8 protein-coding genes and 1 pseudogene are annotated in these 23,583 nt (G+C 69.8%); 6 read left to right on the forward strand and 3 right to left on the reverse strand.

Annotated features, from left to right (window positions below; all coding sequences use genetic code 11):
- Positions 1–55: 55 nt before the first annotated feature.
- On the forward strand, positions 56–1,384 hold the full coding sequence (locus WAB15_RS30395) for a class I SAM-dependent RNA methyltransferase (RefSeq protein WP_407288159.1): 1,329 nt from the start codon (positions 56–58) through the stop codon (positions 1,382–1,384).
- A 900-nt stretch (positions 1,385–2,284) separates the two neighbouring features.
- On the opposite strand, the gene WAB15_RS30400 is transcribed toward WAB15_RS30395, so the two are convergent.
- On the reverse strand, positions 2,285–3,871 hold the full coding sequence (locus WAB15_RS30400) for a CBS domain-containing protein (protein WP_407288160.1): 1,587 nt from the start codon (positions 3,869–3,871) through the stop codon (positions 2,285–2,287).
- 210 nt (positions 3,872–4,081) lie between these two features.
- Between WAB15_RS30400 and WAB15_RS30405 the strand changes: the two genes are divergently transcribed.
- The 3 genes from WAB15_RS30405 to WAB15_RS30415 all read left to right on the forward strand — a co-directional run bounded on the left by WAB15_RS30405 (position 4,082) and on the right by WAB15_RS30415 (position 14,494).
- A complete protein-coding gene (locus tag WAB15_RS30405; RefSeq protein ID WP_407288161.1) occupies positions 4,082–5,488 on the forward strand; it encodes a serine/threonine protein kinase in 1,407 nt (468 codons plus the stop codon).
- 248 nt (positions 5,489–5,736) lie between these two features.
- Positions 5,737–8,850 (forward strand): SNF2-related protein, encoded by a 3,114-nt coding sequence (locus tag WAB15_RS30410; RefSeq protein WP_407288162.1) that lies wholly within the window; start codon positions 5,737–5,739, stop codon positions 8,848–8,850.
- Between the two features lie 82 nt (positions 8,851–8,932).
- A complete protein-coding gene (locus WAB15_RS30415; protein ID WP_407288163.1) occupies positions 8,933–14,494 on the forward strand; it encodes an Eco57I restriction-modification methylase domain-containing protein in 5,562 nt (1,853 codons plus the stop codon).
- 56 nt (positions 14,495–14,550) lie between these two features.
- Here WAB15_RS30415 and WAB15_RS30420 read toward each other — a convergent pair whose 3' ends face one another.
- Together WAB15_RS30420 and WAB15_RS30425 are read right to left on the reverse strand one after the other, a co-directional pair.
- Positions 14,551–14,748, reverse strand: a complete 198-nt coding sequence (locus tag WAB15_RS30420; RefSeq protein ID WP_407288164.1) for a DUF397 domain-containing protein — start codon at positions 14,746–14,748, stop codon at positions 14,551–14,553.
- Positions 14,745–15,504: pseudogene (locus WAB15_RS30425) on the reverse strand (helix-turn-helix domain-containing protein). Before WAB15_RS30425 ends, WAB15_RS30420 begins: the two are co-directional and overlap by 4 nt.
- Before the next feature lie 307 nt (positions 15,505–15,811).
- Between WAB15_RS30425 and WAB15_RS30430 the strand changes: the two are divergent.
- Both WAB15_RS30430 and WAB15_RS30435 read left to right on the forward strand, forming a co-directional pair.
- The gene (locus WAB15_RS30430; protein ID WP_407288165.1) at positions 15,812–16,363 is read left to right on the forward strand and encodes an ATP-binding protein; all 552 of its coding nucleotides are present in this window, start codon (positions 15,812–15,814) and stop codon (positions 16,361–16,363) included.
- Between the two features lie 164 nt (positions 16,364–16,527).
- Positions 16,528–23,571, forward strand: a complete 7,044-nt coding sequence (locus tag WAB15_RS30435; protein ID WP_407288166.1) for a DEAD/DEAH box helicase — start codon at positions 16,528–16,530, stop codon at positions 23,569–23,571.
- Positions 23,572–23,583 lie beyond the last annotated feature (12 nt).

Below are 23,583 nucleotides of genomic sequence, written 5' to 3' on the forward strand. Positions count from 1 at the left end.
CCGTCCCGTCCCGCCGTAATGCCCGGCACCACCCCACCCCAGGAGCCCTCCCGCCATGCAGGCAGAACCCAAGAAGTCGCTGGTCGGCGAGGAGTACGAGGTCGAGGTCGGCCCGGTCGCGCACGGCGGCCACTGCATCGCCCGCACCGACGAGGGGCAGGTGCTGTTCGTCCGCCACGCGCTGCCCGGTGAGCGCGTCACGGCCCGCGTCACCGACGGCGAAGAGGGCGCCCGCTTCCTGCGCGCGGACGCGGTGCGGATCCTGACGGCCTCCAAGGACCGGGTCGAGGCCCCCTGCCCGTTCTCCGGCCCCGGCCGCTGCGGCGGCTGCGACTGGCAGCACGCCGCGCCCGGCGCCCAGCGCCGCCTGAAGTCCTCGGTCATCGCCGAACAGCTCCAGCGCCTGGCCGGACTCTCCCCCGAGGACGCCGGCTGGGACGGCACCGTCGAGCCCGCCCCCGGCGACAAGGTCGCCAAGGGCGAGGTGCCGGCCTGGCGCACCCGAGTCCAGTACGCCATCGACGCCGAAGGCCACGTCGGCCTGCGCAAGCACCGCTCCCACGACGTCGAGCCGATCACCCACTGCATGATCGCCGCCCCCGGCGTCTCGGAACTCGGCGTCGAGAAGCGCGACTGGCCGCAGATCGCCACCGTCGAGGCGATCGCCGCCACCGGCTCCCACGACCGCCAGGTCATCCTCACCCCGAGCCCCGGCGGCCGCCTCCCGATCGTCGAACTCGACAAGCCGGTCTCGGTCATGCGGGTGGGCGAGAAGGACGGCGGGGTGCACCGCGTCCACGGCCGCCCCTTCGTCCGCGAACGCGCCGCCGACCGCACCTGGCGGGTCGGCAGCGGCGGCTTCTGGCAGGTCCACCCGAAGGCCGCCGACCTCCTCGTCGAGGCCGTCATGCAGGGCCTGATGCCCAAGAAGGGCGATATGGCCCTCGACCTGTACTGCGGCGTCGGCCTGTTCGCCGGAGCCCTCGCCGAACGCGTCGGCGACAAGGGCGCGGTCCTCGGCATCGAATCCGGCAAGCGCGCCGTCGAGGACGCCCGCCACAACCTCGCCGACCTCGACCGCGTCCGCATCGAACACGGCAAGGTCGAGTCGATCCTCCCCCGCACCGGCATCACCGACGTCGACCTCGTCGTCCTCGACCCACCCCGCGCCGGCGCCGGCAAGCAGACCGTCCACCACCTCGCCTCCCTCACCCCCCGCCGCATCGCCTACGTCGCCTGCGACCCGGCGGCCCTGGCCCGCGACCTGAAGTACTTCGCGGAGGTTGGGTACGCGCCGCGGCGGATGCGGGCGTTCGATCTGTTTCCGGTTACGCATCATGTGGAGTGTGTGGTGATTTTGGAGCGGGCTGGTAAGGGCGCCTGACCTGCTGATTTCCTTTTTCTTTACGTTTCTGGCGGATGGTGTCGACCTGTTTCCCGGAGCGCACCATGTGCTGCGTGTCTTGCGGCTGGCGTGAGGCTCCTGACCTGCTGTTTCGGGTGGCAGTGTGTGCGGTGTCGGGCCTGTCCTGTCGATCGCCGCAAGCCGCTGTGGGGTGATCCTGACGCTCGTTTGACGCTGGCTCTGATGGGGATTCAGGTGTCGCTCCGCTCCGAGGCATTCCTCCGCCTCTGTCAGGTACCGCCCCACCGGGCCCAGGGCCAGCATTCCGCTAGCGGCATCGGCGTCGTGTTTTGCACAGGCGTCGCGCAGGGCAGCCTCGGGCGCGTGCGGCGATTCCGCGCTCGCCGCTTGCCGGGTGGCGGCTGCGCGCCGTGGAACCCGAGTTGCGCGGACCCGCTATTCCTAGGCACGACATGGGCGTGGGCCCGGCTGCGGAACGACTCCCGTACGGACGCTCCGACGGCCGGACCGTCATCGAAGGGCACGATTGGTACGTTCGTGGCACCGGCGACACGCAGATGCCCAGCGGCACTGGGGCTACTTCTACGAGGAGGACGCGATAGGGCTCCGTCAGTCCGCCGGACTCGCGGTGGAGCAGGGAAAGGAGATCAAGCCCACGGAGATCGTGGGTTCTGCCAAGACCCCAGAGCTACACGGTAGCTCTGGGCCACGGCCTTTGAATGCTGAACGGATCAACTACGGTAGCCAAGGGCACCCTTGCTCAGCAAGATGCTCAAGCCCAACATGGGCCCGGTGCACCTCGCTGTTTGCCGGAAAGAGGGGAAGAAATATCCGCCGGCCCCTCCTCGGGCGAAGGGCGGCTGGGCCCGCACCCGAGCAGCGCACCGAGGGGGCAGCTGCCTCCACCCCGCGCTCCTGTCACTTCTGCGGATCCATGGATCGCAACAGCTCGAGCAACCCCTGCGCCGGCAGCAACTGATCATCGGTGACGGGATCCGGACTGAAGTGCATCAGGCTGTTGCGGAACTGGCGGGCCTCCTCAAGTGCGGTCAGGAAGTGCTGCCGGTCGATAGCCCAGCCAAGAGCTGCCCAGTTGTCGGGCTCCTTGAGCAGGTGCCCGTACGCTCCGAACGTCAGGTTGGCGGCCGAGTTCACTCGGGAGGAGCGCCGACCGGGAACCACTGCGCGGATGCGGTCGAGCGGAATGCATCGGTCGACCACGCGGCGCAGCCGCTGCTCGATCTCCTCGACGAGGACGAACGGGCGTACCCGCGTGCCGAATTGGACCGTGAGATCGGATGCCGTGACCAGGCCGCAGACCTTGTGGTCGTGATCGCGCACGAAGACGTATCCGGTCTGCTGGACGGTGCCGATCCAGTCGAGCAGGTCGTCCGACCGGTCGGCCTCCAGTCCTCTGACCGTCGCGGCAGCCAAGTCCGCCTGATGATCGGCCATACGGGCACGCCCGATCGATTCCCAGCTGACGACTCCCCGCAGACGTCCGTCCGTGTCCAGGACCGGTAGCTGGCTGTAGCCCCGCAGTACCAGCAGCGTCATGGCGGTCTGCAAGCTGTCCCCGACATGTACGCACTCAGGCATACGGTTTGCGGATTCGAGGTTGCTCACCCGGTAGGCGACAGCCTCCGTCGGCGACTCCTCGTCCGCCAGGTGGCCGACGGCGTGCAGGGCGCTCTGGACCGCGGAGGTCAAGCCGGTGGTGCCGGTAAGCCTCGTCACGGCACTGGTTCCCGCCTCGTCGGGTTCGGCACCGCCCGCGAGTACCGTGATCTTGCTATCGATACTGCCCTCGGTGAAAGGCGGCACCGTCACCAGGCCGCGCTCGTCGAGATCGTTCTTGATCTGTTCCACGGCGGCCGGGTACCGACGTTGGACTCCCCAGATGGCCAGAAAGTCCCGGACGGACAGGGTCAGCGGCTCGTCGGCGGTGCGGCGACGCACCTCCTCGTACAGCTTGGTTGGCTCTGTCAGGCTGGCGGCGAACTCGTCGGCATCGGGCCGTCCAGGATCGGGCTTTCCCTCGGCCAGGGCGGCCGTGCGTTCCGCCGCTGAGAACCTGCTGAGCTCGAAGACGGTCAGCAAAGATCCCATGCTGTCCAGGAGATCGGGCTGGATCGCCTGTCGGTCGATGTCCTTGACCAGCCACTCCACCCGGCGGACGTGACGCGGGCGGTCCACAGCTTCCGCCTGGTACTCGTACCCGCCCGCGACGCGCCCGATCGCCACGCGAGAGGACCTCAGTGGCAGTACCACGAGATCCCCCGGCTGGATCTCGTGGGCGAACCTGTAGAGCTGGCCTGTCCAGTTTCCGACCGTGTAAGGGCCCTCGTCGGGGTAGGCGGCGGCCACGGCCGCCTTGATGTCCTCACGCGTGGTGACGTCGGTCAGGTCCCCCAGCCCCTGCCAACCGACCAGAAGAGCACCTTCTTCCAACGCCGCGTGCTCCCGCTCACCGTTCTCTCCAGCCCGTACCACCCAGGCCCGCATGCCGCCCCCTCCTGAAAGAACATGTCACGCGACTCGTGAAGCGGGACCGTATGTGCTCCACGCTCCACCATGCACACATTCAAGCCATGCGGAGAATGGGTGCCGACGTTCTCGTCAGAGACCATCTGCGATGTGATCCCCTTCCGTAGACTGACCGGCAGCAGGGCGGCCGGGGGGTCGTGACGAGAGCGTGGGGGTACGAGAACGCCGATGAAGCCGCTGGACGCCGATGGAGACCCGCGTGTGCTGGGGCCGTTCGAACTGCTCGCACGGCTGGGGGAGGGCGGCATGGGCGTGGCCTATCTCGCCCGCCGGATTCCGCTGGACGGTCTCACGGACGAACTGACCACGACCTACCACCTTGTCGAGCCCGACGAGGGCACGGACGTCGCCGAACCGCGGCTCGCCGTCGTCAAGATGATCCAGCCACACTTGTTGGACAAGCCAGGTGCCCGGAAGCGGTTCGACAGGGAGATCGAGACAGTCCGGGCCGTCGTCAGCGACCGTGTGCCCGCGCTCCTCGCGGCCGACACGGACGCGGTGGAACCGTGGTTCGCCATGGACTACGTCGAGGGTCCGTCGCTGGACAGGATGGTGAAGGAAGCCGGCACCTTCTCCGTGGGCCCGTACGTCGCCCTCGGTCTCCACCTGGTGGACGCGCTGAGGGCCATCCATGGCACGGGCCTGCTGCACCGGGACCTCAAGCCGGAAAACGTGGTGCTGGGACCGGACGGCCCGGTCGTCCTGGACTTCGGGTTGGCCACTCTCATCGAGCGGCGGACCAGCCAGGCGATCACCGGTCCTGGTGAAGCCTGGGGAACCAAGCCGTACATGTCCTACGAGCAGCTGCACGACTTCCCCAACGCCAAGGAACCGACAGATGTATACGCGCTCGGCGCCACGCTGTTTTTCGCACTGACGGGCAGACCGCCCTACCCCCAGCAGCCTCTGCTCACGCCGCCGCACTGGCACGGCGTCGGCGCGGAGTTTCGTCCGCTGCTCGCGCAGATACTGGTGGACGTGCCCGGCCTCCGACCGGATCTGGATCGGGTGGAGACGGGGCTGCGGGTTCTCCTCCACGAGGCTCAGCTGACCAAGGACCTGGCGTTCGAGGAACTGCGGGAGTTGGTGAAAAGGGCCGACCTGGCACCGGAGCTGCCCCCCGAGGCGCGTTCCGGTGCTGTGGACCCAGCGGTCCGGGATCTAGCCCAGCGCGCGGTCGACGCGGGGGTGGCGCCCGACGCCCCGTGGGCCGGCGGCTTGCCGGACGATCTGTCGAGCGGCGGCGCCGGTTTCTTCGGCATCGTCGACACCGATGACATCGAACTAGCCGAGGACAGCGCTGATCACGGCGCTCCCGCCGGGTACACTCCGACGGTCATCGACCGGCCCGAGGCGCAGCCCACCGAACCGCTTCCCGAGCCGGTCCGGACCCCCTCAGACGGGGGCCCTGACGCGCCCTCTGCCGAAGACCCCGCCCTGACCAGCTACCCCCTTCAGCCTCCGCGGCCGGACGAAGAACCGTCCCCGGACGCGCCGCCCGCAGCTCCTCCCCGTACCGCACTGCGCGTCGCCCAACGGCTGAGGAAGGCATACGCACACCGCGGAAAGCTGTGAGCGTCGCGCACCAGCGGACGAGGAGCCCAGCGGTGCTGCTCTGAAGCGCGGCACACGGCCCTCCCGACGCCCGTTGGTCCGCTCTCGTCCCGATCGGTCGCGAACTCCCGAGCCGTCCCCGGTCCGCTTCCCATCCCGCCCCTACGGGGTCCTAGGCTTCAGGGGACTCCGCACCCGGCGGCGTCACAGACCGCACCGGCTTCGTCACCGAAGCACCCTCCCGTACGACCCGAAAGGAACCGCACACCATGTCCGACGCCGTGCCCGGCAGCACCGAGGCCCGCCCCGCCGCCCAGGCCCCGGCGGCGCCCGAGGCGGCCCTGCCCGCCGGCACGATGATCGAGGTGCGTGACGAGGAGTGGATGGTCCGCAACAGCGCGGAGGTGCGGCCCGGTGAGGTCCTGATCGAGGCGGTCGGCGCCTCGGAGCTGGTGCGCGGCCAGGAAGCCCGGTTCCTCGTGCCCACGATGGACCGGATGCGGATCCTTCTCCCCGAGGACACTGAACTCCTCGGCGACCGGTCGCCGCACTTTCGGCGCAGCCGTCTCTTCTTGGAGGCCGTGCTGCGCAAGACCCCGCTGCCCCAGACCGAGCGCCGACTGGCACTCGCCGACGGCTTCCTCCTCGACCGCATGGACTACCAGTTGCGTCCCGCCGCGAAGGCCGTCGCGAATCCGTTGCGGCCGCGGCTGCTGATCGGCGACGTCGTGGGGCTCGGCAAGACCCTGGAGATTGGGGTCCTGCTCAGTGAGCTGATCCGGCGCGGCCGGGGCGAGCGCATCCTCGTCGTCACGCCCGCTCCCGTACTCGAACAGTTCCAGCACGAGATGTGGACACGCTTCTCGCTGCCGCTGGTCCGTCTGGACAGTGCCGGTATCGCCCGGATCGAGCGGAAGATCCCGGCGGGCCGCAATCCGTTCACGTACTTCAAGCGCGTGATCATCTCCATGGACACCCTCAAGAACCCCAAGCGCTACCGCCCGTGGCTGGAGCACATCCGGTGGGACGCCGTGGTCATCGACGAGTCCCACAACCTCATCAACCAGGGCAGCGACCGGCGAGCCCTCGCCGACCTGCTGGCCGAGCGCACGGACGCCCTCGTGCTGGCGAGTGCCACCCCGCACAACGGCGACATGCAGGCGTTCACCGGACTGATCCGCCTCCTCGACCCCATGGCGGTCAAGGACCCCCGCAGTCCGAAGGCCGAAGAGCTGGACCATCTGATGCTGCGGCGCACCAAGGTCAGCGCTGAAGTCGTCGATCAGCTGAAGGACCACTGGGCACCGCGCGGCAGCTCCCATCCGGTGCGCTGCCAGGCGAACGAGCTGGAGGAAGAGGTCTTCCAGGAACTCGCCCTGAACTGGCTGAAGAAGCCCGATGCGGAAGCCGGCACGGAGGACCGCCTGTTCCCGTACGTCCTGCTCAAGTCGTTTCTCTCCTCGCACCGCGCCCTGTTCGTCACGGCCCGGCAAAGGCTCACCAAGACGGGTCACCGCCTCCCCGAAGGCCACAAGATCTCCGACGAGTCGCTGTCCGGCACCGAGGCGCACACCCCCGAGGCGGCCTCCCTCCTGCGCCTCATGGAGCTCGCCCGGGCCATCGAGCGCGCGGCCGCCGGGACCGGCGGGCTTACCGCCACCTCCAAGCTCAGGGGACTGGTCGAGGAGCTGACCCGCATCGGCGTGAAGGCGGGCAGCACGGTCCGCGCGGTGGTCTTCTCCGAGCGTCGCGAGACCCTCGACTGGCTCGGCGAGGTGCTGCCGTCGCTGCTCGGTTGGAAAGACCCGGAGGGCGCCAGGGCCGCCGTCAAGGTGCTGCACAGCACCGGCGTCTCCGACCGGGTGCAGATGGAGTACGTCGACGAGTTTGCGCGCGCGGGCGGAGACGTCCGGCTGCTGCTGACCGGCGACGGCGCTTCCGAGGGCGTCAACCTGCACCGCCAGTGCCACCACCTGATCCACTGGGATCTGCCGTGGAGTCTGATCAGGGTCGAGCAGCGCAACGGCCGCATCGACCGCTACGGGCAGACCCGGCCGCCCGAGTTCCGCGCGATGATCCTCGAATCGGCCGTCGAAGGCGCGCTCGATGACACCGGCATTGCCGAGAAGGTCCTCGCCCGCGAGGCGAAGGTGCATGCCGTCCTCGGCGCCGTGGAGGCGGCAACCAAGGAGAACGACGGCGCCCTGGAGGAGAAGCGCGTCATGGAGGCGCTGCTCAAGGGGGAGGCACCCCAGCAGGCGGTGGCGGACTTGGAGGCCACCCGCCTGGACGACGGGTGCGCCTCGGCGGACCTACCCCTCGCGCAGCAGCTGAACGCCGAGTTCGGCACCGAAGGCGACCCGTTCGACGACTCCGGTTTCGACTTCGACACGGAGTACGACGGTGACGCGGGCTTCGATTTCGACGTCTCTCCGGACGCCGAGGACCACTCCGGGCATACCCAGGACGCCTCACCGGAGCAGGTCTCCGCTGCGCAGGAGACACCTGCTCCCCTCCACTTCGTCGAGGAGCTGCGCCTGTTCAAGGACCGCCGCGAGTACGTTCTCGCCGGCCTCGCGGAACTGGCTGACCTGGAGCCCTTCCGTCTGGACACCACTGTGAACGGCACCGACCTCAGCTTCGACACACCGGAGGACCTCGCCGACCGGCTCGACGTGCTTCCCGCCGGCTACCTGCGCGACCAGGGCATCACCCGTCGGATGAAGCTCACCTTCAGCAAGAAGGACGCGGCCGACTCCCTCAAGCGGGCCCGTGAGGACGCTGACTCGTCCTCGCTGTGGCCGGACGCCCACTACGTCGGCGAGCTGCACCCCGTCATGGAGTGGATCACCGACAAGGTCCTGGTCCAGCTGGGCCGTCAGCAGGCCCCCGTGATCCAGGTTGATCGCGCCCACGTACCCGAGCCGGTGTTCCTCACCCAGGGGGTGTGGTCCAACAAGGACGGACGTCCGACGGTCGTCGCATGGCTGGCCGTCGACCGGCTCGGCCGGCCGGGCGAGGAGCCCCGGGTCAGGGAGCTGACCCGGACCCTTCTCGCGAACCTCGGACTGGGCCCGGACATGCCCGATCACTTCGGCGAGGGCGACCCGGCCGCCCTGCGCCGCCACGTGCCCGATGCCGTGGCCGCCACCCGTCGCGAGATGAGGAAGCGCCGCGACGACGCCGAGAAGCTCGTCGACCGCCCGTTGCGCGAGTACGAGGAGAGGGTGGGCCTCTGGCGCGCCCAGCCCCTTCCCGGCTTCAGCGGCGGCCGCACCGCCCGCGAGCGCGCCGCCGAGAACCTCGAAGAGGCCGCGACCCGGCTCCGCACGACGGGCGATCCGATGGTGCGGGTCCTGGCGGCACTGGAGCCGAGCGCATGATCACGAGCCGAACCACCCGACCGTTCCGGTCGACTCGGTTTCCCCGACCCACCACTGACGCGATCCGGCAGGAGCAGCAAGCGTGAAGTTCGACGCTCTGACCAATGAGGGTGAGTACTTCCCGCCCTTCTACCTGGACGAGATCCTTCCCAAGCAGCTCAAGAGCGGCCGTCTGAAGGAGTGGACGGCCGAGGAACGCCAGGGCCGGCCCACTCCGCGCCAGGGACTGCGCGACCTCACGGGCCCGTACCTCGACGTACGGCTCACCGTGGGCGGCGAGGCCGAGAAGTACAACGCATTGCCCGACCCCGTCGCGATCGAGGCCCAGCGGTCGGCGACCGAGGCACTCAAGACGCATACGGTCCCGGACGGTCCGCACGTCTTCCAGCCCGCGACCGCGCCCCGCACGTACGACGACACCCCGGAAGGAGCGTGGCGCGCGGCCCTGAATGCCTGGCACGTGCGTGTACTGAAAGCCCTCGGATTCACTCCGACCCCGGGTCATGTCATCGTGCAGGGGGCGGCCGGGCCGGTCGCCGTGCCCGTGGCACACAGTGAGCCTGGCGTCGCCGTCCTCACCGGCGGCTTTGCCGACGACCTCGCCGCCACACGCGGAGAGGGCTCCGCCAACCGCCTGGCCGTCCCCGTCCGCGTGGTCTCCGGCAAGACCCTCACCACGGTCACGGACCTGGCCTCCTGGCTGCTGTCCGCCGACGACGCACCCCGCTACGTCCTGCTCCTGTTCGGCGGCGTGCTCGTCCTCGCCGACAAGGAGAACTACGCGCGCGGCCGCCATCTGGCGGTCAGCCTGGAAGTGGCGCTGCCCCGCAAGGGCACGAAGGGCGCGACCGCCGGTGAACTCGACGTGATCGCCGCCCTGTTCGGGGCGCAGTCGCTGCGGCCGGCCGGGGACGGCGGCGAGGACGACATCGCCCGCCTGGTGGCGGAGTCCCGTGACCACTCCGTGGGCGTCACCTCCGACCTGCGCGAGGGCCTGAAGAAGTCGGTGCAGCTGATCGCCAACGAGGTGCTGGAGCTGGCCGGCCGGCAGGGAGTCAGACCGGACGACCTCCTGGAGTGGCTCCCCGGGCCGCTCGCGGATCCCGGCTCCCTGCCCCGCCTGCTCACCAACGAGTCACTCCGCTACCTCTACCGCATCCTCTTCCTCCTCTACGCCGAGGCCCGCCCCGAGCTGGACATCCTCCCGATGAAGAGCGAGGAGTACACCTCCGGGTACAGCGTGGGCCGACTGCGCGAACTGGCAGTCCAGGAGAAGCTGTCCAGCACGTCGCGCGACCGCCACCACTTCCACGCCTCGCTGTCCCTGCTGTTCGAGAAGGTCTTCACCGGCCACCCGGTCGCGGAGACGGTCACCTCGCGCGACGCGCTCGCCGCCGTCGAGGAGACAGCGGAGCTGGCCGAGGACGACGGCTACGCGGGCGTACGCATCGAGGCACTGCGCTCCCGGCTCTTCGACCCCACGTCGATAAAGCTCGTCGACCAGACGATCGTCCACCCCGCCGACATCGCCCCCGACGGCACCGTCCCGGACACCGCCCGCCGCCTCGACCTGCGGCTGCGCAACAAGATCCTGCACCAGGTGCTGCGCCACCTGACCGTGGTGGAGGGCCGGGGCCGGGGCCGCGGCGGGCGCGGCGGGTTCATCTCGTACGCCAACCTCAGCATCAACCACCTGGGCGCGGTGTACGAGGGGCTGATGTCGTACACCGGGTTCATCGCCGACGAGCCTCTGTACGAGGTCGCCAGGGGCGGCGACCCGAGCGGCGGCTCCTGGCTGATCCGGGCGAGTCAGGTCGCCTCCCAGCGCTACCCGGACGACGTGTTCGTCAAGACGGAGGTCAACCCGGAGACCAATGAGCGGGTGCCGCTCCCGCACAAGGTCGACTCCTACGTCTATCGTCTGGCCGGCCGGGACCGCGAGACCAGCGCCTCCTACTACACGCCCAAGTCCCTCACCGAGGCCACCGTCGAGCAGACACTGCGCTTCCGTCTGGACGAGAAAGGCGAGGTCGACCCCAAGGAGCCGGAGAAGGCATGGGTCAACGCCGCTGACGTCCTCAGGTGGCGGGTCTGCGAACCGGCCCTCGGCTCCGGCGCGTTCCTCAATGAGGCCGTCATCCAGCTCGCCGAGTTGTACCTGAAGCTCGCCCAGCGCGAGCGGGGCGTCGAGATCGACCCCGAGGACTACCAGCGCGAGTTGCAGAAGGCGAAGGCGTACATCGCCCTGCACAACGCGTACGGCGTCGACCTCAACGAGACGGCCGTGGAACTCGCCGAGATCTCCCTCTGGCTCAACACCATGCACCGGGGCATGAAGGCTCCGTGGTACGGCCTCCACCTCCACCGCGGCAACTCGCTGATCGGCGCCGCGCGTCGGGTCTACCCCGGCAACACCCTCAGCAAGGGCGACTGGCTCACGGCGAAGGAGCCACGGCAGCCCCGGCACGTGCCGCTGAGCGAGAAGCTGAAGGCCCGGGAGGTGCACCAGTTCCTGCTGCCCGCGATGGGGTGGGGGTCCATCGGGGAGAAGGTGTCCCTGCGGACGCTGCACAAGGGCACGCCGGAGGAGACGGTCAAGGCCGTGGTCGACGGGAAGGTCGTCGACTGGCTGGAGCCGGAGCTGGTCGAGGCCCTGCGCAAGTGGCGGTCGGCGATGCGGCGCAAGCCGAAGGGGGATCACAGGCGGGCGTCCGCGCCGAAGAAGAAGACGGCTCCGACTCCGCAGCGGCAGGCGGAGATCGACGCGGCGGTGGGCCAGGGCGCGTTCGATCTCGGCCTGGAGATCTGGGAGCAGCCGACGCTGGGTGTGTCGGCCGGGGACGGTGGGGGCGGGGATCGGTCGCCGTCGAAGGCCACGGTGGCCTCTGCCGGCGCCGCCGCTTCGGCCAAGACCGGGCAGAAGGACGACGAGGACGAGCCCGGGGCCCGGACGCAGACGGGCCGGCTGATCGGCCTCGCCCGACGGGTCGAGTACCTGTGGGACCTAGTCGTGATGCGGTTGAAGCTCTCCGAGCAGGAGATCTCCCGGAACGTGGACGTGTGGGGGGCGGCGGTTCCACGGGCCGGACAGGCCGGGGAAAGACGCCCTCCGATGGACCGGGACGCGGTCCTGGAGGCGCTGCACCGGAAAGGCTCCCCGTACTGGCGGCTCAAGCAGGTCATGGATGCATGGTGCGCGTTGTGGTTCTGGCCGCTGGAGGAGATCGGCCTGCTGGACGGTACGGACGAGTTCGAGTACCGGCCGAACGGTGAGGACCTCACCGCGCTCCCCAAGGGCCATCCCAAGCGACGGGTCGCCCTGAAGTCCCTGGATGACTGGATCGAGTTCGCCGAGGCCGTGCTTGGGCGGGTCGACGTGGACACCGGGGAGGGGCAGCAGGTGTCGTTGCTGTCCTTCGAGGGTGTGAAGGACCTGCATGAGCTGGACGAGAAGGAGAAGGAACTCGACTGGAAGATGACCGAGGCCACGGCCTGGACGCGGCCTGCGGATCTTGGGTACACGTTCCCCTGGTACGAGACGGTGCAACGGGTCGCCGAGGCACGGGGCTTTTTCCATTGGGAGTTGGACTTCGCCCATGTCTTTGTCGAGGGCGGGTTCGACTTGATGGTGGGGAATCCGCCGTGGGTGCGGCAGGAGTGGGACGAGAACGGGGTCCTCGCGGAGGTCGAGCCGTGGTTCATGCTGGGTGGGAAGGAAACGGAAGCCGATCGGGAGCGGAACGTCGCCGATGTACTGGCCAAGCCGGAGAACCGGGCGTTCTATCTGGGCGAGCTGGGGACGGTTGCGGGTGTTTCGGAGTTCCTGTCGTCGGCGGATACGTATCCGGAGCTGGTGGGGACGCGGCCGGATATGTATCGGGCGTTCATGTTGTTGGGGTGGAGGGCGACTGGTGATCGGGGAGTGGCCGGTCTGATCCATCCGTCCACGCACCTGACCGGTTCCAATGAGACGGTCCTGCGAGGGGCCGCGTATCGGCATCTGCGGTTTCACGCAGACTTCACCAACGAGCTGCTCATCTTCGCCAATCCGGTCGGGAACAGTAGCCACTTCAGCGTCAATGTGTATGGCAAGGATCAGGACATTCACTTCCAGCACATGAGCTGGCTGCTGCACCCCAGCGTGCTGGTCAAGTCCGTCCGGCACACCAAAAAGGATGATCCCCTGCCGGGCGTGAAGCACGACGGCAAGTGGGACCTGCGGGCGCACCAGGACCGCATCATCACCGTAGACGAGACGCGCCTCGCGGAGTGGCTTACCTTGCCGGGCGAGGAGAATCCGCCCCCGGCCGAGCAGGCCAAGCTCCTCTACCCCGTGACGCGAGCCGAGGAAGGTGCCATTGCTGCGCTAGCGAGATGGCCGCACCGGCTCGGGCCACTGGGGCCTCGGATCAGCGGAGGCTTCAATGAGAAGACCGACCGCACTGCGGGTTACTTCACCTGGTCGCCCGGCGAGGTCGGAAGCTGGCGAGACGTCATCCTCCAGGGCCCTCTGATTCATGTGGCCACGCCACTCCACAAGCAGCCGCCCGAGGGTGGCTCGAAGAGCATGCGTGATTACGAGGCGTGGGATCATCGGGAGCTCGCGGTGGGCGCGGTGCCGCGCACCAACTATCACCCTGCCGAGGATCGTGCGCGATTCGTGGCCGCGCAGGACCAGTGGGTGGACCACGACCGGCTTGGCCAACTGTGGAGCGACCCGGCAGCGATCGCGGCTGCGGAAGCAGACGTCAAGGCAGCCGATCCCGAGTTGGAAGAGGGCGACCTCGACAGGGCGGTCGAGGCGCTGCTCACGGCGGCAAGTATCCGGCCGTACTCGGAGTTCTACAGGGTTGCGTGGCGCAGGCAGATCGCGTCCAACACGGAGCGGAGTCTGTTTGCGGCCCTCGTCCCGCCGGGGCCTGTGCACGTCGACCTCGTGAACTCTATGTCGCTGGACAGCGCCTCTGGCACTGTGCTTGCTGCCGGTTTCATGGCCGCCCTGCCCTTGGACTACTACCTGCGTGCCACTGGTCGCAATGATCTCCGCATCGGCGAGGCTAAGACTCTGCCTGCCCCGACAGCAGGCCACCCCCTAGAAGGAGCCCTACTCCTCCGCACCCTCCGCCTCAATTGCCAAACCAACGCCTACGCTCCCCTCTGGGAGGAGCTGTACGACGAGGCTTGGCAGCAGGACACCTGGGCCGCCTCCAAGGTCTGGCCCAAGTCCACGCCGCCGCTCGCCGAAGGCGTGGGCCGTACCTGGACCCGCGACACCCCGCTCCGCACGGAGTTCGCCCGTCGTGCGGCCCTCGTGGAGATCGACGCCCTCGTCGCCGTGTGGCTCGGCATCAGCGCGGACGAACTCGTCGCCATGTACGACGCCCGCTTCCCCGTACTCCAGCAGTACGAGGAGAACATGTGGTTCGACGCGACCGGCCGCCGTATCGCCAAGGCACACCAGCAGCACGGCTACGGTCAGCCCAAGGACACCTGGAAGACGTTGAGTTCACACGAGGCATTCCCGGAGGAGTACACGCTCCCGGACGGCTACACCGACCCCCTCTACCAGGCTCACCGGAAGAACGAGATGCGGGTGGCCCACGCCGAGTTCAGCCGTCGACTGCATGAGGCCGGCGGCGCCTGACGTACGAGAGCCCTGCCGCCCGACAAGGATCGGCAGGGCTCTCCCGTACTCGACTGTCAGGCATCCCCGACGAACGCCGCCCACGCTTCACGCGACACACGGATGACCGGTCCGGCCACGACCTTGGAGTCACGGATGTGCACAACTCCCGTACCGGCCGCGGCCTCGACGCACTGGCCGCCCTCGGCTCCGCTGTAGCTGCTTTTGAACCAGGCGAGGTCGGATGCGTTGGCCGAGGACTCAGAGTCGTTCATAGCGATCCCAGCAACCTTTCCACGAAGTCGAGCGACTCTCGCGATGGGAGAGCCTGCGATCGGATGATCCCATAGCGAGCGGCGGCGAGGGTCGTCTGTTCAGGCTCGGTCTGAAGGGCGCTGGCCCCCTGTGCCTCGGTGTAGACGAACCTCTTTCCGTCCTTGCGTGTGATGACCGTGAACGCGCCGTCCACACCTGCGTTGTGCTCGCGGTCTGTCGGCATGACCTGGATCTCGATGTTCCGCTTCTCGCCGAGTAGCAGCAGTTGCTCCAACTGCCCACGGTGCACGGCCTTGCCTCCCCAAGGGTGCCGCAGCGCCGCCTCTTCGAGTACGAAGCTCAGTAGTGGTGCGGGCCAGCGGTTGAAGATATCCCGCCGGGCGATGCGGGCTGTCACGCGCTGCTCGATGGTCTCCTGGTCCAGGACCGGGCGCCGCATGTCGAGCACAGCCCTCATGTATTCCTCGGTCTGGAGCAGCCCATTGAGCACGTGGGTCTCATACGCGAGCAGTTCAAGGGCCTCCTTCTCCAGCTTCGCCATCCCCTGAAAGAACACCGGATACTGCGCCCGCTCCACCTGCTCCTTCCACACCGTCAGCAACCCACCCGCCCCCAGCCTCATCCGCCTGCTCGATCGTCCTGGGCGACGGAATCCTCCGCCCCTGCTCGAACGACGCCACAGTCGAAGCCGAGTAGCCCAACCGCCGCCCGAGTTCCTCCCGCTCCAGACCCGCCCGCACCCGCAGCGTTTTCATGGTCTGCCCGAACGCGGTGACCACGCCCTGCCCGGACCCGTCTGCCGATGCCTGTCCTCGCGCGCCGCCCTCGTCGTTCTCCCAGCTGTCCCCGAAGCTCACCGACAGCTCTTCGACCGCCGCCGCCACGGTCCCCGTCTCCCCGTCCGTACCCTCGGTCACCGCTACCGCCTCCCTGGCCCAACGTCCACCCTGGAGGGCCGTCACGCCGCGTGTCTCGTACGTGTACCGACACAGCGCGTACAAGCAGTCCGCGTCGATGCGTCACCACTGGTCACGCTATGCGACCGGCGACACCGTTGTCGGCATGACGACCAAACCCGGCAGGCGCAGCGACATCACTCAACCTGCCTGCCCCACCCGTCACTTGACCAGCCCGCACTCCCACCCTCCCCTCGGCCGCACCTTCGAGATGCGCTTCACCTCCACCCCGCGCGGTGCCCGCCTCGCCCGGCGGCTGGCGGCGGTTCGGCTGGACAGCTGGGGGATCCCGTACGGCACCTGTGCGCACGAAGAGATCGTGGTGGTCCTCGCCGAGCTGACCGTCAACGCGGTACGGCACGGCCACGTCCCCGGGCGGGACTTCCGCCTCCGCCTCCAGTTGATCGCGCACTGCGAGACCGTCCGGGTCGAGGTCACCGACACGCGTGCCGAACGCCTGCCGCCCCGCCCGGGCGCTCTGCCCGCCCCCGGCGGCGAGGGCACCGGCGGCCGTGGGCTGCTGCTCGTCGCCGCCCTCGCGTCCCGCTGGGACTGGCGGATTCGGTCCGATGGTCCGGGCAAGACGGTGTGGGCGGAGTACGCGTTGGCGGGAGCCGCCTCCGGTGTCCTCCGGACCGGAGCGTCCGCCCGCCCGTGACGGCCGTGGCGCCGGCGCCTGCCCCTCTCGCTCCGCCGGTCTTCAAAGATCGGGGGGCACTGTCGGTACCCAGCCGTAGAGTGGAGCGTGATCGGGGCGGGCCACCACGGGGTCCGGTTGATCGGAGAGCAAACGGACACGGGAGACGGGGGCCACCGCGCGTCATGAGACCCACACTCGCCGCGCAGACACTGCGCGACACCACGGTCGAGTATCTGACGACCACCTTCGCGCTGGCCGAGCCCGACACCCAGGACGCCCTGGAGGACTTCCTCACCGACCCGGCCGACGGGCTGTTCCGGGGGCCGTATCTGCGGATACGGCGCCCCTTCCGGCCGGCGGCCGACGGCTGGGAGCGTCACCTGGACTGGTACCCCGGGGACTTCAAGCCGTACGCCCACCAGGCGGAGGCGTTCGCGCGGCTGACGAGCAAGGGCGGACACCGGCCCGAGCCGACACTGGTGACGACCGGCACCGGGTCCGGCAAGACGGAGTCCTTCCTGATCCCCGTACTCGACCACTGCCGCCGGGAGAGGGCGGCCGGGAAGGCGGGGATCAAGGCCGTCCTGCTCTATCCGATGAACGCGCTCGCGGGTGACCAGGCAGGCCGGCTCGGTGAGCTGTTCGCCGGGGACAACCGGCTCGACGAGGTCACGGCGGGGCTGTACATCGGCGAGGCGTCGGCCGCGCGTGGGTCGGAGCCGCCCTACGGGCGGGTGATGGTGGACCGGGCCGAGATCCGCCGCAACCCGCCGGACATCCTGATCACCAACTACAAGATGCTGGACCTGCTGCTCCAGCGACAGCACGACGCCTCCCTGTGGCGGGACGCCGACCTCGCGTACGTCGTGATCGACGAGTTCCACACCTTCGACGGCGCGCAGGGCACCGATGTGGCGATGCTGCTGCGCCGCCTCGCTGCCGTCGTCGGGGCCGCCGAGGAGGGACGGCCGCTCGGGCCGATCTGTCCCGTGGCTACCTCCGCGACGCTGGGATCCGGCGGCACGGCGGGCGGAGCGCGGGCCATGCTCGACGTTGCGTCCCAGGTGTTCGGGGTGCGGTTCGCGGACGACGCGGTCGTGGGGGAGGACCGGCGGGACATCGACGAGTTCCTTTCTCCCGTCGAGCACTCGCTGCCCCTGCCGTCGCCCGACGAGCTGGCCGCGCTGCCCGACCCGGTACGCACGCCCGGCGGCATGGACGCCGTGGCGCGGGCCACCCTGGGGTGCGACACGGCCGATCCGCGTGAGGTGGGGCGGCGGCTGCTCGCCCACCCGCTCATGCGGGCGCTGTTGCACACGAAGGACGTGCCGCTGACGGCCGTGGAGGTGCTGGAGGGATTCGACGCCACGTCGGCGTGGCGTGCCGCCGCCGCACAGCACCCGGAGAAGGCCGCCGCCGCGCTGGCGCGCTTCGTGGCGCTGATCTCCGTGGCTCGCGACCCGAAGGCCCCCGAGGGCAAGGAACGGCCGCTGCTGCTGGTGGAGTCGCACCTGTGGCTGCGGGCGCTGTCGCGCGTACTTCGGTTCGTCAGCCCGGAACCGGTGTTCTCCTGGTCGGACGACGACCAGGCCGCTCTCGCCGAGCAGCAGCGTGCCGACGCCGAGCGGCGGGCAGTGACCGTGGCCGCACAGGCGGAGCGGCGGCTGAGGGCGCGTGCCTCGGGACGGCTGCCGGCCGCGTACTGCCGGCACTGCGGGCGCTCGGGCTGGTCGGCGATCTGCCCCGACCGCAATCCGCAGAACCTGGTGCACGCCCCGGACGAGATCTACCGCGCGAGCGCGGCGGGCGGCGCCGCCAAGGGCCGGGTGCGAGCGATGATCGCGGCCACTCCCGCGGAGGCCGCCGAACAGGCCCGGGCCATCCTCGACCGCCGGGCCCGGCGCGGACGCCGGGGCGCCTCGCACGACGCCACCCTGATGGTCCTGGAGGACAACGGCAAGGCGCTGCGCCGGCCGGACCCGGACGAGGTCCTGCTCAGCGACGGGCGGATCTCCCCCACGCCCGACAACGGCGTCTACGTCTGGACGTGGTTCGACAACCAGGAGCGGAGCGAGTACGCCAAGCAGGACCGCTGTCCGGCCTGTGGACAGGCCCAGGGCATCCGCTTCCTCGGTGCCGGTGTCGCCCCGCTCGCTTCGGTCGTCGTCACGCAGCTCTTCACCGGCGGTGAACTGCCGGACCGTGACGAGGAGAAGCGAGACCGCCGCAAGACGCTGATCTTCAACGACTCGGTGCAGGACGCGGCGCACCGCGCGGGCTTTGTCGCCAGCCGCGCCTGGAAGTTCTCGCTCCGCTCCCTCATTCACGAGCAGCTGTCCGAGCGCGTCCGTGCGGACGCCGGGGCCTCGGCCGACGGCGTGCCGCTCAACGAGCTGATCGCCTCGCTGGTGAGCCGTGCCGCCGTGCAGGAGGAGCGGCTCCTCGCCTCCGTCGTCCCGCCCGACCTGCACGATGTGCCCCAGGTCAAGCGGCTGCTCGCGGGACGCAAGCGGATCCCGGAGGCGACGTGGGAGCTCGTCGGCCAGCGCCTCGCCTTCAACACGTTGCTGGAGTTCGGCCTGCACTCCCGCCTGGGCCGCACGCTGGAACTCACCCGCACGGCGGCGGCCGAGGTCCATCTCCCCGACCCCGGCAAGGCGGCCGAGGCGGCCGAGGCGCTGTTCCGCGTCCACGAGGAGAGGCTGCTCCTGCCGGTCGCTGCCGGTGCGGCCCGTGACGGCGACGAGGGAGCACCGGCAGGCGGACCTCCGGGCGAAGGAGGTCCCGAGCGGCTGCGCTACTTCGAGGGCTACGTCCGCGGGCTCCTCGAACACATCCGGCAGATCGGTGGCATCCACCACACCTGGCTGGACCGCTTCATCGACGAAGAGGGCCGTACCCGCTATCCGGTCTGGACGGGCCGCCCCCCGGGCATGCCCGCATTCGGCCGCAACTCAGAGGCGCCGGCGTTCGTCCTGGTCGGTGCCCGCAGCGGACGTACCGACTTCGAACGGGTCGACACCCGGGACAGCTGGTACGTCGACTTCACCCAGCGCTGCCTGGGGCTGGACCGGGAAGCCGCGGGGGAGTACCTCGCCGCACTGTTTGACCGGCTGTCCCACGAGGACATCGGCGCGCTGGCCCGGCGGCGGACCACCCCGGCCGACAGGCAGCAGAGCCACGGCGTGTACGGGCTCACCCCGGGGCACGTACGGGTACGCCCGCTGGACGACGAACAGATCGCGCTCGCCGTGCTCACGTGCCCGGAATGCGGCTGGACGCAGACCGTGCCGCCTGAGCGCGCCCCGGTGTGGCAGGGCACACACTGTCCCCTCAAGCGCTGCGAGGGCACCCTCACCCGGCCGTCCGCCGAGGCCGGCGGCCGAGCCGGCCGCGACTACAGCTCCGACTACTACCGGCGCCTGTACCGGGAGGCCAAGCCGTACAGCGTGGTCGCCGCCGAACACACCGGTGTCCTCAAGCGCAAGGAGCGCGAGGAGGTGGAGAAAGGTTTCCGGCGCGGCGTCAAGCACACCGACCCGAACGTCCTGTCCTGCACTCCGACCCTCGAACTCGGCATCGACATCGGGCAGTTGGAGTCGGTCATCCTGGCCTCGCTGCCGCCGTCCACGGCCGGCTACGTCCAGCGCGCCGGCCGCGCCGGGCGCGCCACCGGCAACGCCTTCCTGGTGTCGCTGGCCGACACCAGCCCCCGCGCGCTGTACCACCTCGCCGAGCCACGCTATCTGATCGCGGGCCCGATCCTGCCGCCCGGCTGCTTCCTGTCCGCGGGCGAACTGCTCTGCCGCCAGTACACGGCGTTCCTGATCGACCGCGCGGCCCGGGGCGGCCTGGAGGGCGTCATCCCCCTGCCGGAACGGGTGACCCAACTCGTCGGCCGCACCGGATGGCTGAAGCAGTTCCGCAAGGCCACGGTCGGACGCCTGGACCTCGCGGAGGAGTTCCTGCGGCTTTTCCCGGAGATCGACGGCATTCCCGGCTCCGGTGCCTCCAGTGACGCCCGCAAGGCCCTGCGGCGGTTCGCGAAGAAGAAGCTGGGTGAGGACCTGGACGCTGCGGAGCGGGCCTGGGAGGCCGAGCGCGCCGAACTCGCCCAGCGGCGGATCATGATCAACGAGGCGGCGGACGCCCTCCAGGAGTCCGTGGAGGACGAGGCACGCGAGAAGCGCACCCTGGCCCGGGAGGCATCCGGCGTCACCAAACGGCTCCAGGAACTGGCCCAGTCCGACGCCCAGGGCTTTCTCGTCGAGCACGGACTGCTGCCCAACTACAGCCTCGTCGAGGACGGCGTACGGCTGGAGGCGATGCTCAGCTACAAGGAGCCCGCGCACAGAACCCGTACGCCCGCCGGGGGAGCAGACGGCGACGGCGCGCCCCCGTCCAAGTGGAGCAGCGAACCGCGCGTCTACGATCGCCCCGCGGAAGCAGCGCTCACCGAACTCGCCCCAGGCAACGCCTACTACGTGCGCGGTTACCGGCATGTCGTCGACGGCTTCGACCTCGGTCCCGCGAGGAAGGGTGCGCAGGGCGGTACCCCCGAAGCCCTGCGGACCTGGCGGGTCTGCAGGGAATGCGGCCACGTCCGCACCGGTGCGCGGGCCGAGCAGGACACCTCGCCCTGCCCGCGCTGCGGTGGCAACGGCATCGGCGGACGCAACGCCGTCTTCCAAGTGGTCGTCCCCCGCAAGGTGACCGCCCACGACAAGCGGGACGATGCCCGGATCGTCGACGACCACGACAACCGGGTCTGGACCAGATACACCACCGTCACCGCCGTCGACGTCGACCCGAAGGACATCAAGGAGAGCTGGCGGCACAAGAAGACGACCTTCGGCGTGGACCACGTCCGTGAGGCGGTCATCCGCCGGTTCAACCTCGGCAAGGCCCGGCACGGCCGCCCCAAGGACACCTACTTCGCCGGCACCGAGGTGGCAGCCCCCACCGGGTTCACCGTGTGCCCGCGGTGCGGCGGCGCCACCGACCGGGAGCCCGGCCACAGCCCCACCCAGGACTCCGTCAGCCAATCCCTGCTCGGTCGCCCCGAGCTGGCGCACCACCGGCCGTGGTGCCCCACCCGGCGACGCGACAAGCAGGCGGAGCCGGAGGACGTGCAGGTGATCACCGCCACCGAGCACCGCACGGAGGCACTGCGCATTCTGCTGCCCGCCGCCACCCTCAACGTGCCCGAACGCCTTGCCTCCTTCTCCGCCGCCCTCCACCTCGGCCTCGCCCTGCGCTACGGCGGCGACCCCGCGCACATCCGCTCCACGCCCGCCACCGAACCCGACCGGGAGACCGACCTCACCCGCAACCACTTGGTGCTGTACGACGCCCTGCCCGGCGGGACCGGATACCTGCAGCGTCTGGTCGAGCGTGACGGCGAGGAGATCCGCGCCGTGCTCGCCGAGGCCCAGGCGGCGCTGCGGGCCTGCCCCTGCAAGGACACCCCGCGTCGCGCCTGCCACCGTTGCCTGCTGAGCTACGCCCCGGAACGGGACTACAAGGACCTCGATCGTACGGAGGCCCTGTGGATGCTGGACGACCTCCTCGGGGCCGACGGTCACAGTCGATGGGACTTCCGCAAGGAGTCGGCCGACGCCGAACTCCGCTTCGCCGACCAGGCGGAGAGCGACCTGGAGCGCCGCTTCATCGAGGCCCTCGACCGCTGGCTCGCGGCCCCCGGGGACGGTGCCCCGGCGGACCACGAGCAGACCCCGACGGGCAGACACGGCAAGCAGTTCACCCTCACCCGGCCCGGCGGCGGACAGGTCCGCTGGGAGGTCGTCGCACAGAAGGACCTGCACGGCTACCACACCCGCCCCGACCTGCTCTTCCGCCCAGTCGCCGGGGACACCACGGCCGACGGGGCACCCCCGCTGCCGATCGCGGTCTACCTCGACGGCTACCGCTGGCACGCCTCCTCCCGTACCAACCGGATCGCGGCCGACGCCGCAAAGCGTGCCCGGCTGCGCGCCGACGGCATCCTCGTCTGGCAGATCACCTGGGACGACGTCGTGGCCTGGGAGAAGGGCCTCAAGGCGCCGAAGGACGAGCCGGCCGAGGGCGCGGACGAGCAGCGCGACCCGCTGGCCCCCGTCATAGCGGGGCCCGATGCCGACGCGGCCTGGCCGCCGTACGACGTGACCTCCCCCATGGGGCCGGGGGCCATGGTGCGCAAGCAGTGGGCGAGCCTGCGGCGCGAGCCCTCGGAGGTGGACGCCCTCCTGTACGGCGGCGCCGTCCCCTCCTTGCTGGGCTTCCTGCGCGACCCCCGGCTGAACAAGTGGCAGCACCTCGCCCAACTCGCTGTCAGCGCCCCCGCCTTCCTCCGCAGAAAAGAACTCGTCGATGCCAACCCGGCCACCGCCGCCGAGTGGGTCGAGGCAGCCGTTCGTGAGGAACCTGCACCGACGGTCACCGGACAGGGGCTCAAGCTGCTCTCCTTCCGGGACGATTCAGGGCTGCCCCTCGTCCTCGTCGGAGCGCAGCGTGCCGACGCGAAGGCACTGCGCTGGAGCGCCCTCGCCGTACTCGACGACCGCCTCGAAGCGGTCGAGGGCGACCGGACCGACCACAGGCGTCGCTGGAAGGCATGGCTGAGCTGGGGAAACATCATTCAGTTCCTCGACCCGACCGGAACGGGCCAGGCCGACGGACTCGCGCTCGCCCGGACCACGCTCGACACCTTCGACGCATCCCTGCTCGCCGCCACCGCCGGGCCGGGCACCGGGCTGCTTCCCGCGCTGCGCACCAACGAACCGGGCACCGGACTCGCCTTGCCCGAGGACATCGACGACGCCGACGACCGCCCCGGTGCCGTCAAGCGGCCGGACCTCGGAGAGCAGTCGGAATCGGAGATTCCGGGCCCGGCCGGGGGAATGACTCCCGTGGAGCGAACGGCCTGGCAACTGGTCGTCGGAGAGCTCTCCAAATGGGGAGATCCGCAGGTCGCGGCGCTTGCCGAGCAGTTGTGGGCCCGGGGAGATGTGCCCGCCGGTCAGGCGGGCTGGGACATCGATGCTGTGTCCCGCACGGTTGAACTCGCCTGGCCCGCCCATAAGATCGGCATTGTTCTCCAGGAGGACACCGAGGACACGGAGTACATGGCTCAGTGCGCGTCGGCCGGTTGGCACGTGCGCGCGCCGGGTGACTGGGACGTGGAGGAACTCGCCCGGCTGCTGGGTGAGAAGGGGGGCGCGTGGTGAATCATGGGGCGG

It is taken from the genome of Streptomyces sirii, from assembly GCF_045690365.1.
Taxonomy (GTDB): domain Bacteria; phylum Actinomycetota; class Actinomycetes; order Streptomycetales; family Streptomycetaceae; genus Streptomyces; species Streptomyces sirii.

Coding starts and splice junctions, on each gene's coding strand:
- WAB15_RS30420 (WP_407288164.1), bottom strand. CDS start 14,748: ATGAACGACTCTGAGTCCTCGGCCAACGCATCCGACCTCGCCTGGTTC.
- WAB15_RS30400 (WP_407288160.1), bottom strand. CDS start 3,871: ATGCGGGCCTGGGTGGTACGGGCTGGAGAGAACGGTGAGCGGGAGCAC.
- WAB15_RS30435 (WP_407288166.1), top strand. CDS start 16,528: ATGAGACCCACACTCGCCGCGCAGACACTGCGCGACACCACGGTCGAG.
- WAB15_RS30395 (WP_407288159.1), top strand. CDS start 56: ATGCAGGCAGAACCCAAGAAGTCGCTGGTCGGCGAGGAGTACGAGGTC.
- WAB15_RS30430 (WP_407288165.1), top strand. CDS start 15,812: ATGACGACCAAACCCGGCAGGCGCAGCGACATCACTCAACCTGCCTGC.
- WAB15_RS30405 (WP_407288161.1), top strand. CDS start 4,082: ATGAAGCCGCTGGACGCCGATGGAGACCCGCGTGTGCTGGGGCCGTTC.
- WAB15_RS30410 (WP_407288162.1), top strand. CDS start 5,737: ATGTCCGACGCCGTGCCCGGCAGCACCGAGGCCCGCCCCGCCGCCCAG.